This window comes from Paenalicyclobacillus macrosporangiidus, from assembly GCF_900116805.1.
GTDB lineage: Bacteria > Bacillota > Bacilli > Alicyclobacillales > Alicyclobacillaceae > Alicyclobacillus_H > Alicyclobacillus_H macrosporangiidus.
On record NZ_FPBV01000021.1, the window covers coordinates 20697 to 32857 of the forward strand.

The 12161-nt window shown below is 63.0% G+C and carries 10 protein-coding genes; 4 read left to right on the forward strand and 6 right to left on the reverse strand.

Translation table 11 applies throughout. The features are described 5' to 3' along the window. Window positions 1-53 precede the first annotated feature (53 nt). Window positions 54-1349 (reverse strand): MFS transporter, encoded by a 1296-nt coding sequence (locus BM357_RS15020; protein WP_074955259.1) that lies wholly within the window; start codon window positions 1347-1349, stop codon window positions 54-56. A gap of 276 nt (window positions 1350-1625) precedes the next feature. On the opposite strand from BM357_RS15020, the gene BM357_RS15025 reads away from it, so the two are divergent. Continuing rightward, complete coding sequence (locus tag BM357_RS15025) at window positions 1626-2261, forward strand: GntR family transcriptional regulator (protein WP_074955262.1); 636 nt, start codon at window positions 1626-1628, stop codon at window positions 2259-2261. Next, entirely contained in the window at window positions 2258-3334 is a 1077-nt protein-coding gene (locus BM357_RS15030) for a DUF6282 family protein (protein ID WP_074955265.1), read from the forward strand. Before BM357_RS15025 ends, BM357_RS15030 begins: the two co-directional genes overlap by 4 nt. 346 nt (window positions 3335-3680) lie before the next feature. On the opposite strand, the gene BM357_RS15035 is transcribed toward BM357_RS15030, so the two are convergent. The 5 genes from BM357_RS15035 to BM357_RS15055 all read right to left on the reverse strand — a co-directional run bounded on the left by BM357_RS15035 (window position 3681) and on the right by BM357_RS15055 (window position 9757). Further along, window positions 3681-4616: an RpnC/YadD family protein gene (locus BM357_RS15035; protein ID WP_245784033.1), complete on the reverse strand. Its 936-nt coding sequence runs from the start codon at window positions 4614-4616 to the stop codon at window positions 3681-3683. A gap of 536 nt (window positions 4617-5152) precedes the next feature. Further along, on the reverse strand, window positions 5153-6526 hold the full coding sequence (locus BM357_RS15040) for an MFS transporter (protein ID WP_245784034.1): 1374 nt from the start codon (window positions 6524-6526) through the stop codon (window positions 5153-5155). Between the two features lie 109 nt (window positions 6527-6635). Then, window positions 6636-7643: a hydroxymethylglutaryl-CoA lyase gene (locus tag BM357_RS15045; RefSeq protein WP_074955271.1), complete on the reverse strand. Its 1008-nt coding sequence runs from the start codon at window positions 7641-7643 to the stop codon at window positions 6636-6638. After that, entirely contained in the window at window positions 7640-8863 is a 1224-nt protein-coding gene (locus BM357_RS15050) for a CaiB/BaiF CoA transferase family protein (protein WP_074955274.1), read from the reverse strand. Before BM357_RS15050 ends, BM357_RS15045 begins: the two co-directional genes overlap by 4 nt. 27 nt (window positions 8864-8890) lie before the next feature. Continuing rightward, window positions 8891-9757: an IclR family transcriptional regulator gene (locus BM357_RS15055; RefSeq protein ID WP_074955277.1), complete on the reverse strand. Its 867-nt coding sequence runs from the start codon at window positions 9755-9757 to the stop codon at window positions 8891-8893. A 273-nt stretch (window positions 9758-10030) separates the two neighbouring features. On the opposite strand from BM357_RS15055, the gene BM357_RS15060 reads away from it, so the two are divergent. Next, window positions 10031-11038 carry a zinc-binding alcohol dehydrogenase family protein gene (locus BM357_RS15060; protein ID WP_074955280.1) on the forward strand — a complete coding sequence of 336 codons (1008 nt, stop codon included), beginning with the start codon at window positions 10031-10033 and terminating at the stop codon, window positions 11036-11038. A 720-nt stretch (window positions 11039-11758) separates the two neighbouring features. Continuing rightward, window positions 11759-12157, forward strand: a complete 399-nt coding sequence (locus BM357_RS15065; RefSeq protein ID WP_139234749.1) for a topoisomerase DNA-binding C4 zinc finger domain-containing protein — start codon at window positions 11759-11761, stop codon at window positions 12155-12157. Window positions 12158-12161: the final 4 nt, after the last annotated feature.

Sequence of the window (12161 nt, forward strand, 5' to 3'; positions counted from 1 at the left end):
GCAAGGTCGCTGCTTCGCAGCAGCACAATTCCAGAACCGCGGGTTGGCGCACGTCAGTCGGGCAGGCGATGTCCCTTCGTCTCCGGCACCATGAGCGTCAGAAAGATGCCGATGAGGAACGGAGCTGCCGTCCACGCCAATGGTATGCCGATGGTGTGCGTGGCGTTGATGGCCCAGCCGATCACAAACGTGCCGATGGCCGCAACGAACCGGGAGAACGTGGTCGCGAAGGCGAAGGCGCTGGCGCGAACCTCCGTCGGATACTGTTCCGGCAGCCAGATGGTGAAGAGCGCAAAGTCCGCGCCGCCCAGGCCCAGAATCGGGATGAAGGCGAAGAATGCGCCAAGACCGTGATCGTAAAAGGCCCACAGGAACCCGCCGAGGATGCCGATCATCATCAGGACAAAGAAGATGACGAGGGTTCGGCGGCGTCCCAGCCGGTTCGCGAGGTAAGGCGCGAGGAAGCAGCCGAGGATGGTGAACACGTCCAGTACGACGGCGCCCAACGCGGCCAGGTGGGCCGCACCTGTCCCGGCGATCCCGGCGGGCTTGGCCAGCGTCAAAATGGCGGTCGGAAGGTACTGCGATCCCGCCCAGAAACCCATCAGGCAGATCACCAACAACAGCAGATTTCCCCACGTGCGGGTCCGATAGGGAGGTTGCAAGACCTTCGCGAAGAAGCTCCAGAACGACACGCGCGCGGTGTTGCCGGAGACCTTCTCCCACCGTTTGGACTCCACGCTCTTGGCGCGAACGTAAAACACGAACAGCGCCGGAAGAATTCCAATGAAGAACATCCACCGCCAGCCCAGGGTGACGCCGACGAAGTAATTGACCACCGCGGCGATGAGGAATCCAACATAGGTGCCCGCGTGCAGGAATCCGCCGAAGAATGGCCGCCGCTCCTCGGGAACGGATTCGGCGACAAATGTTCCCGCCATCGACCATTCTCCGCCGATCCCCACGGCGGCGAGGAAGCGGAAGACCGCAAGCTCCCACACATTTTGAGACAGTCCCGCGAGAAACGTGAACACCGAGAACACGATGATGCTCAACATGAGTGCCCGGACCCGTCCGGTCCTGTCGGCGATGGGGCCCCAGATGAACGAGCACCCCCAGCCGGCGAGAAACACGGCCACCATCAGCTCGCCGAACAGGCCGACCGTGCCGGGATTGACCTCGATGCCGGACTGTGGCAACAGCGCGCTCATCGCGGGCGCAAGCACGACACCGAACAACCCAGCGTTGTACCCGTCGAGGGTCCAGCCTCCGAATGCGCTGATGAAGGCGTTTCGTTGTTGCGGGGTGAGTTTCGGGCGGACGCCCGCCGCCACCGGCTTAGCCCCCATGCTTCCGTCGCCTCCTCGTGTGAGTCGCTTGTCGGGAACGCGCAATGGCCGTCCACGGTTCACTCTATGGGAGCAGGATGGGAGGTATGACAGGGGGAAAGGCTGTCGTCTGTCTTCGAGGAAGGGGGAGAGACACAATTGAACACATAATTTCGTGATAAATACAATACAAAATCGATATAAAAATTGTTGACAATCTTGTCTGGCATATCGTATCGTAGTTTCAGACAATGAAGGAGGAGGGTTCATCTGAGCAAGAAGGAAGGCGAGGGCAGCATGCACCGCCAGGTGGCCGACCTCATTCGGTCTGCCATCATGGACGGCAGGTATGTACCCAATCAAAGGTTGGTTGAGTCGGACTTGGCGGCGGAGTACGGTGTGGGGCGTGCGGCTGTCCGCGCCGCGCTGGCGGATCTGGAAAACGAGTACCTGGTGGTCCGAGAGCCCAACAGGGGGGCTCGGGTGCGCGCCATTTCCCTCGATGAAGCAATAGAGATCACGGAAGTTCGGGCGGTTCTCGAGGGACTGATTGCGCAGAAGGCCGCGGAGCGGATCGATGAGGAGGAGGCCGCGAAGCTGAAAGAGATTCTGGAGGAGATGCGGGCCGCGCATCAGAGACAGGACTTCCTGGCGTACTCCCAGACGAACCGCGCGTTGCATCAGCATCTGTATCAGGTTGCGAGACACGAGACCGCCACGCGCGTGATTTCAAACCTGCGGGCGCAGACCGTCCGATATCAGTTCCGGGCGTCGCTGATGCCTGGACGGACCGACGTGTCTTTCGCAGAACACGTGGCCATTGTCGAAGCTGTGGTGAAACGCGACCCAGAGGCCGCGCACGCAGCGATGAAGGCCCATATGGAGAGTGTGATTACCACATTGCGCAAGATGCCAAAGGAGGGCTTGTATTGAGCGCTCTCGAACAAGAACCGGTCGAAGATTTATACGTATCGGAGCAGGCATGGAAGGCGATTCAGGGTGCCTACGACCTCCATGTCCATGTCGCTCCAGACATCGTCCAGCGGCGCATCGACGACTTGGACCTGGCCAAGGAATGCCTGACGCATGGACTGAAGGGCTTCGTGCTCAAATCCCACTACTTTCCGACGGTGGAGCGAGCCAAGGTGGTTACCAAAGCGGTTCCCGGCATCTCCGTGTTTGGGTCGATCACGCTGAATCACACGGTGGGCGGATTGAGTCCGCTGGTCCTCGACGTGGCCGGGAGGTCGGGGAATCGGGTGGTCTGGATGCCGACGGTGGATGCGGACAATGAAAAGTCTGCCCGCGATCCCGCACCCGGTCGCAAACTCCCGTTTTGGGCCGCCATCCAGCGAGAGTTGGTCGCGCGGGGCTTTGCTCCGGATCCCATCACCGTATTGAATGCGGATGGCTCCATCAAGAAAGAGGTGAGATTGTGCCTCGAGATCATCGCGGAGTATGACATGGTCCTGGCGACTGGGCACCTGAGCCGCCACGAAATCTTTGCACTGGTTGCCGAGGCGCGGGAAGTGGGTGTGAAACGTATGGTCGTCACCCATGCCCTGTTTCCGGCCGAGGATCTGACGGTGTCCGAGCAGGTCCAACTCAGCCAGATGGGTGCCTACATTGAGCATTGCTACACCACATTCCACACCGGCAAGGCGTCTTGGCAGTCGCTGTTCGAGAGTATCCGGGCGGTGGGACCAGAGCGGTGTGTGCTGTCCACCGATCTGGGGCAGGCCAACCCCATGGTCAGCGGCCACAAGCTGTTGCCGCGGGCCCAGGTTTTCAATGACTCGACGGTGCTCAACAACAGCCCTTGCTGGCTGACTTCGGCGTTTTCAGCCGGTGTCAGCCCTTCATATTGGATGATGGGCAGTTGTCGCACTCGATCCCGCTCCATGGACTCCACATCTCACCCACTTCTCTGGATTCATGCTCCAGAACATCTCACGGATCCCCGAGGCGTTCCAGGCACACCATCCCATCACAGACTCTGGGGTTGACTCCACGATAGCGCCATAGCGCCATGCGGCGCCCTGTGTGATGCGAACTCCCTCTTCCAATGGGCGCTCCCTGGTGCTTATCCGATGATGCGGCTTAAATCGCGCATTACAGGGCGGCGGCACTGCGAAAACGGGTTGTTTACCGAAATTTTCTTACAAAAAAACCGCGATCGAAGAGACAAACGTGACATTCTTATCAGGGAAGCTGGCTTAAAGTGGCTCTGAGATGAGGGTGGGGCGGGCAAGAGTGGGCTAGTTTGTCCGAAAATGCGGCTTACTGCCGCCCCGAATCGTATCGATGCCATGTCCAACGCGGCCAGAATCGTCTGCCGTCGTGGGGCCATACTCAGGACAGGCTGACCTTGCGCAGGATGGCATCCGCTTCTTGTTCGGTCAAGCCCGTCAGCTCCACCACATCGGATACAGAAGCTCCGCGGCGGTACATCTTCTCTGCAATCTGAATCGCTTTTTGGTGCTCGCCCATTTGCAGCCCTTGTTGGATCCCCTGTTGGATTCCCTGTTGAAGTCCTCGCTCGAGCCCCTGTCGCCGGCCTTCTTCAAAACCTTGCCGGTGCCCCTTCTCCATTGCCTCCTTTGCAGCTTCCATGAGGATATGTTCGAGCAGTTCCGTCATCTCCATCGCCTCCTTCAACCGCCGTTCCTGGTGGGGTGTCAACCATCGCCCCGTCAGACCCAGAATGCAGGCGACCACGAGGTTTTTCTCAAGGTCATCGGGGATGCGCAGAATGAGCTCGAGCACGCTTTCGAAAGCCTGGTCCCGGGTGCGTTCTTTGAACCGCATGTGCAGGGCGAACGCCAATCGGATTCGATCCGCGGGTTCCCATTCTCCTGCGTCCAGGTGCTGGCCGACCGTGTGGAGGACCGCGTCACCATCGAATCGGTTGAGGAACACGTTGTGCACCCGGTACCAAGCACCTCCCATATCCAGGGTATCCGGCGCATCCTTCACGTTTCCAGTATACAACACCACCGTGCGTACTTTGGTGCGGAATTGTTTGGCCAACGCGATGTCGTATGTGAGGAACCGCATCAGGTTCCTTTCCGGCTTCTTCTGGTATTCCAAGTGAAGCAGGGTGCCGTCCTGCAGTTCGAGGACGAAGTCGGTGCGTCGTTCGGAAACGATGACTTGATCGATCTCGGTGGGCAGCGCTCGGACGACATGCACGTCCTGAAGACCGAGAACCGACAGGGTCTCCCCGGGCAGGGCGGCGGTCAGGTGTTTGCAGATGATATCGGTCGCGTTACGGGAAAGGCGTATCATCGGATGGCGTCCCACCTCCCTCTCAAGGCTACTTGGGCTCGCCTTTCCGTGCCATGAGGAAGAGGAGAATCCCACTAAGTCAAGGACATAGAGTGGAAATAGGGAATGTCCGTACATGCTCGGTAACAACGATATGAACAATATGGTTATTAATCGGTGGTGAGGGCCAGATGATACTCAACATTTTGACGTTATCTCAACCGGGGCCGATCAGATAAGATTCCACATTTTACTTCATCGGGCCAGCCGAAACGTTCAGGTGCCTCAGGGAGACCAAATAGCTCCAAAACCGTTTCTATTCCACCCCGGTGGTGTCCTCATAAAGGCGAATCTGTTGCTATGCCTTATAGGGGCCCATCCAATAAACACAATTCCGTTCACAACCCACGCAATCCACAGAAAAAGGGGCCACCGAAGTGGCCCTTCCTCACTGAATATGGTTGCGCGGTGCCCGCAGCCGACGCCGTGCTCGTCGTGCTTGTCGCGCTCATGGCGCCCAAAGCGCCCGCCGCGCGCTCGACGAGCCCGCGCACATCTCATCCGTTCAGCGGCGAGCCCGCGTGGACGATCACCGATTCGTTCATCTCCTCGAGTGCGCGGCCCGAGGTGCGCGGCCCCAGGGCGCCCACGTCGATCATGATCAGCACCATCGCACAGGCGACCACGGCGAACATGGCGGTTGCGCCGTGGGCCTTCAGCACAGGCAGCAGGAGGAAAGGCATGAGTCCGCTCATCAGCCGGCTGAGGCTGTACGCCGATCCTGCGGCCGTTGCACGGATGGCCGTCGGATAGATCTCCGCCTGGAATACGTGGAACGCGTTCGAGAAGATGTTGCTCGACAGCGTGTACAGGAACCCGAAGGCGGTGATGAGCCCCGGAGCCGTGGACATGCCGAAGAGGATGCCGAAGACCGCCATGCACAGGGCGGACAGCACGATGAGCCACTTGCGCTGGATCCGCTCGATGACCGGCAGCGACAGCAGCGATCCGAAGGGATACCCGAGGAACGAAAGCGTCAGATAGGTGAGCGAGCTGGTGACCGTGATCCCTTTGCTCGCCAGGACCAGGGGCACCAGCGTGCCGAATCCGTAATAGCCGAAGGTCTGCAGGATCTGGAAGATCCAGAGCATCACCGTGCGCTTCGCGAAGTCGGCGCTGAAGAGCGTGGATAGCGGCACCTTTTGCGGCTCCACCCAGGTGTCGCGAACCGGCTGCGCCGCGACGGTCTGGCCGGCGGATGCCTCCAGCTTCGAGACGATGGCACGGGCTTCTTCGACGCGTCCCATGGACTCCAGCCAGCGGGGAGACTCCGGGAGATGGTGTTGCAGCAGCCACACGACGATGGCGCCGAGCGATCCCACGATGAACAGCCACCGCCAGCCGGCCATGCCGTAATGGGTGGGCACCAGCCAGCGGGCGAGGAAGCCCTCAATCGGCATGGCGCAAAACCCGAGGGTATACGCCCAGGCCGTCATTCGGCCGCGGTGGGCCGCCGGGATCATTTCACTCAAGTACGTGTCAGCCAGCGGCGGCAGGCCGCCGATGCCAAGGCCTGCCAAGAAGCGCATGACAATCAGGAACGCGACGTTGGAGCTGAACGCGCCGAGGAATGTGAACAGCGAATACACCACCAACACGAACAGGATGGCGCGCCGGCGGCCAATGCGGTCGGCCAGGCCGTTCAACGCGATGGCGCCGAGGAACATGCCGAGAAACGCCGAGCCCAACAGGAGCGGCTGTGCCGCGCCGCTGATGTGGAACTCTTTGGTCAGGACCGTGCCCAGGACGCCGGCGAGAAAGACGTCGAAGAGATCGAAGAACAGGCTGATGCCGATGATGGCCGTGATCTTTCGATGCATGCTGCCGATGGGCAGCTGGTTCATCCGTGCCGCGATGGCGACGTCTGCCACAGGGACTTCCTCCATTCTCCACAAGTTTTTGACAACGTCTGCGGGGCGGGGGGCCGGCAGGTCGTGCGACGCCCGGCGGATCGAGCAACTCCTGTCGGATGGATGGCCATCAGGGAGCGGACCGCACATCCGCCTCGGCGGATGCCCGCAGGGTCTGCAGCAGCCAGGTTCGGGTCTCCGCCAGCGCCGCCAGATCGATCCCGGTTTCGATGCCCATCCGATTCATCCATCCGACGAACGTCTCGGTGTCGAGGTTGCCGGGTGCGTTGGGTGCGAAGGGGCAGCCGCCCAGGCCGCCGAGGGCCGTCTCGAACCGGGTCACGCCCCGCTCCAGCGCCACGGTGACGTTGGCCAGGGCGAGGCCCCAGCGGTCGTGCAGATGCAGCACCAGCGGCATCCGGGGAAGTGCGCTTCTCACCGCGTCGATCACGCTGGCCACCCGCTCCGGCGTCCCGACTCCGACCGTGTCGGCGAGTCCGATCTCTGCGACGCCGCACGCCGCAAGCGCTTCGGCGACCCAGGCCACCGTCTCCGGCCGGATGTCCTCCTCCGGGTAGGGCGATCCAAAGGCGCAAGAGATGGCGCCGCGCAGCACTGGCCTGCCCGCCCCGGGGTCCAGTCCGGGGACCGGCCCGGTTTGCAACCGAGGCGCCGGCGAACCAGTGCCCGCACCGTCCGTCCGCGTACCGTCCGTCCCGGCACCGTCCGCCCCGCGTCGTGCAGACCCTGCGGCCTCGGCGATCTGTCGCAGCTCCTCCAGCGAGCGCTCCAGCGGCATGCGCAGGTTGTCCTCCTGATGGCGCGGGCTGGCGGAGACGACGAAGGTCACGGCTCGGATGCCCGCTTGAACTGCGCGATCATACCCCTTCCGGTTCGGGATGAGGCCAATGTTGCCCGGGTGATGACGCACCGCCTGCGCCACTGCCTCCGCGTCCGCCAGCCGTGGCACCCACCGGGGCGAGACGAAGGACGTCACCTCCACCTCTGGCACGCCCGCCCGGTACAGCTCCCCCACGAGGCGGATCTTCTCTTCGGTGCGAAGCGTCCCTTTGGCGTCCTGCAGGCCGTCCCGTGGCGTCACGTCGATCACGGTCACCCGCTTCGGCCACTTGCTCATGCAATCACCCCCTTTCGCCGGGCTTCCTGAATCTGCTCTTCCGTCCACCCCAGCACCTCCTGCAGGATGGTGTCCGTGTCACGGCCGAGGCGTCCGCCCGCGTGATCCACCCGGCCCGGGTGACGCTCGAGTTTCGGCACTACGCCCGGCATGCCGATCTCCTCGCCCGTGTCCGCCGGGACGCGGAGGATCATGTCGCGCGCCTGGTACTGTGGATCGACGGCGATGTCCGCCACGCTCATCACCGGCCCTGCGGGGACGTCATGCTGGTTGAGGATCGCGAGCAGATCCACTGCATCGTACTGCGTCGTCCACGCGGAAATGATGGCGTCCAGCTCGGCCACGTTCTGCACGCGCGCCTGGTTATCGAAAAAGCGGGGATCGCCGGCGAGATCGACCCGGTTCATGGCTTTCAATAGCCGCGGGAAGATGTGGTCCGTGTTGGCGCCGATGGCCACCCAACGGCCGTCCCGCGTCGGGTAGATGTTGCTCGGGGCGGATCGCGTTAACTGGTTGCCGGTGCGCTCCTGCACGACGCCCTCGTGCAGGTACTCGGTGAGCGCCGCTTCCGTGAGGCTGAACACCGCCTCGGTTAGCGCGACGTCGACGCGATCGCCCTGGCCGTCCCGCGCCCGCTCCCGCCGCAGCAGGCTCATGAGGATGCCGATCACGGTGTACAACGCGGCGATCTCATCCCCAATCGCGAATCCCACCCGCACGGGCGGCCGGTCCGGGTAGCCGGTGACGTAGCGCATCCCGCTCATGGACTCGGCGATGTTGCCGAACCCGGGCCGATCCCGGTAGGGACCGCTCTGCCCGAACCCGGAAATGCTGGCGTAGACGATGCCTGGGTTGAGGCGCTTGACGTCTTCGTACCCCAGGTGCCAGCGATCCAGGGTCCCGGGGCGGAAGTTTTCGATCACGGCGTCCGACCGCGCCATCAGCGCCTGCACGATGGCTTGGCCGTCGGGCTGGTGGAGATCGACGACCATCAGCCGCTTGTTCCGCGCCTGGGCGTACCACCACCAGGACCACCCGGCTGGGGACAGGCGTCCCCAGGTCCGCAGCGGATCGCCCGTCTTGGGCTCGATCTTGATGACCTCGGCCCCAAAGTCCGCCAGAACCCGCGCGGCGAATGGCCCCGCGACGACCGATCCGAGTTCGATCACCCGAATGCCTTCCAGCGGCCGCTTCACGCGCGTGATGGCCAATTCCTCCATGGACAGGACCCCTTTCTGCGCTGTTGTTCATTCTTCTGAGTCGGGGCGATGACCCTCGTCATGCGGAGGCGGTCCAGTGGGGGCCGTCTCTTCCGGCGTCGCGGAATGAGCACCGGGGCCGGGATGGCCCCCCGCTGCGACGGCGTGCCCGCCCAGCATGGCGGAGACGGCGGAGGCCGCCTCCATGACCCGCGTCCGCCACTGCGCCACTTGGTCGTCGCGGAACCGCTGCCGAACGCCGGAGATGGAGAGCGCAGCGACCACGTCTTTGCGCGGACCGAACACCGGCGCGCTGAGGGAAGCCAGAGCTTCGTCCCGCTCGCCGAGGCTCAGGGCCCACCCCTGTTGCCGGATGATGTCGAAGGCGGCCTCCGGCGTGTTCAGAGGGTACTCGGGATAGGCGGCGCAGGAGAGCGCCACCAGCTCCTGACGGGCGTCCTGAGGCAGCCAGGCCAACAGGATTTTTCCGGATGCGCCCACGTGTAAGGGCAGGGACTCGCCAATGCGTACGTGCGGTCGCACGATGCCCGCCCCCTCCACGCGCTCCACGCACACCCGACAGTGCCCCATCCGCACGTGCACCGACGCGGTGAGCCCGGTCTCGTCCGCCAAGCGTTGCAGTGCCGGCCGCGCCAGTCGCCCCACCTCAGGCCGGTTCAGCGCGTCCGCCGCCCAGTGGAGCACGCGCGGCCCTGGGTGGTACCTGCCCTCCACCCGGAGCAATAGACCCTCGGCCACCATCGCGTCGAGCAGGCGGTACAGCGTCGGCCGGGCGATGTTCAACTCCTGGGCCATCTGCCGCATGGATCGCGTGCCCTCCATTCGAGTCACGTAATCCAGAATGCGGGCGATTTTCTGTAAGAGTTGGTTGTGCTCAGACGGACGAGGGTTCATGGGGGCCTCCTCCGTTTGGGACGTGGGTGTCCATTGGATGGACATCGTGTCTGCAGAGTGGTCATAGTGCGATGATATAAAAAATTATCGAGATCGGGAAGAGAAAACGCTGAATCGGATGAAGCGCGGCTCGGATGGAGCGCCGCGCCATCCAATCCGGAACAGGAGCGGGGAGGAAGGGATTGCGTGTCCAGGGGGCCTGGGGCCGCCGTTGCCTCTCCTTGGCGCGCTGTGCCAGAATGGGGAAAAGACGAGTGACGGAGGTGGATCAAGATGGCGACGATGCGCGCGATTGTCCTGGAACCGACGGGCCGGTTGTCGGATGCGGAGTTGCCGAAGCCGGAGCCTGCGGGGCGGGACCTGTTGGTGAAGGTACAGGCGGTGGCGGTCAATCCGGTGGATACGAAGCAGCGGATCGAATCCGGTACGCGGGTGCTCGGCTTCGACGTGGCGGGTGTCGTGGAGGAAACGGGCCCGGAATGCCAACTGTTCCGTCCGGGGGACGAGGTGTACTACGCGGGGGACATCACGCGCCCGGGCGGGTTCAGCGAGTACCATGTGGTGGACGAGCGGATCGTGGGGAGAAAACCGGCCTCCCTCAGCTTTGTGGAGGCGGCGGTCCTGCCGTTGACCGGGCTCACCGCGTGGGAGGGATTGTTCGATCGCATGGGCCTGCCCGAACCGGTCACCGACGGGATCCGGCGTGCGGCGGGGGTGCCCATCTTGGTGGTCGGTGCGGCGGGCGGAGTGGGATCGATGGCGGTCCAGCTCGCCAAGTTGGCGGGGCTCACGGTGATTGGGACCGCCTCCCGGCCGGAGTCCTCCGCGTGGGTGCGGGAGTTGGGGGCGGACGGTGTGATCGACCACAGCCAACCCTTTCGAACGCAGTTGGAAGCGTTGGGGATTCGCGAGGTACCGTACGTGTTCTGCCTCAACGCAGTGGATCCGAACTGGGACGCGATGATTGACGTCCTGGCACCCCAGGGGAAGCTGTGCACCATTCTGCCCCCGATGGGGACGGTCGCATTCCGGCCACTGTTCAATAAGAGCGTGGCCTGGTTCACGGAGTTGATGTTCACCCGCTCGACGTTCCAGACGCCCGACATGCAGCGTCAGCACGACATCCTGACGCGATTGGCCGCATTGGTGAACGCGGGGCAGGTGCGGACGACGTTGCGCGAGCGGTTGTCCCCCATCTGCGCGCGGACGTTGGAGGAGGCCTTCGCCCGGCTGCGCTCCGGACGGACCATCGGGAAGATCGGACTGGAGGGGTTCGAGTAAGGCGCGATGGCAGGTGATGGGGGCTGGGCCTTGCGGTGCGGGGAGTGAGCGGGGGACGGTGGGTCCCAGGGGCGGGGTGGTGGCGTCGCGGGGCCCCAGGGGCGGGGTGTCTTGGGTGCGCGGCGGCCTGCGGGAGAGATGGCCCGGTGACCTGGGCGCGAGGCGGTTAAAAGCAAATTTGATGTAAGCGGGGCGTGTGAGCGAGACGATACCATCAACATGGATGTTATCTGGGGGCCGCTGCATCGGATAAGGTAAACGACTTTATTTAATGGGCCCGGCGATGGTATGGGCGGGGCACCGTAAATATAAAACTGTTGCTACGAGCCGGCGGAGCGGTTCGGATAACGCCGGATCGGTTGCTATTCTCTGATGGCCCCGTTTGATACGGCACATTTGGTTCATAACCGCCTTCACCGCGGTGCCGTCGGGCACACTCCCCCCCCCAATCGACTGAATCCAGATATACTTGCCAATTCGATGAAGAACGGATAAATAGGAGGGTAGAAAATCATACCAGAGGGAGCTCGCGCCGGACATGATCATCCCCGTTCCACAAGCGGATGCCAACACCATCGACAGCTTGCAGCAGTTGCTCAATCAGTTGCCTGTCTATCATCCCAAGCGAAAGCAGATGGAAGCAGACCTGCAGAAGATGTTGAGCGCTCGCGCGCGGCAAACGGGGAGGGCGGCGCCGAGCCACGCCGATGGGTGGAGGCGTTGCTGGCGCACCACAGCCCAATCGCGATCGACGTGTTCGCGCGTTACCACATCGATCCCCGGGAGATCCGCCCACTCAATGAACGCATCGTGATCGATAAGAAAAATGAAGAGTTCGCGTGCGCCTTCTGCGGGGCGCCGATGAGCATCCGGAAGACGAAAAATGGGGTAGTGTGGAGCTGCAGCAAATACCCCGCGTGCAAGAACATGGTGCCGGCTTCCGTCGCCGCGCAGGTGGCGCAGGCGTTCGTCGATGAGTACAACAGGACGCATTTTTGGACATCGAGATCGAAACGCTGTCCCAACTGCGGCGGCAAGATGCAGGAGAGGCGAAACCGCTACGGCCGGTTTCGCGAGTGTATCCACACGGCGGTGTGCCGGTACCGGGAGAACGGGTAGGCGC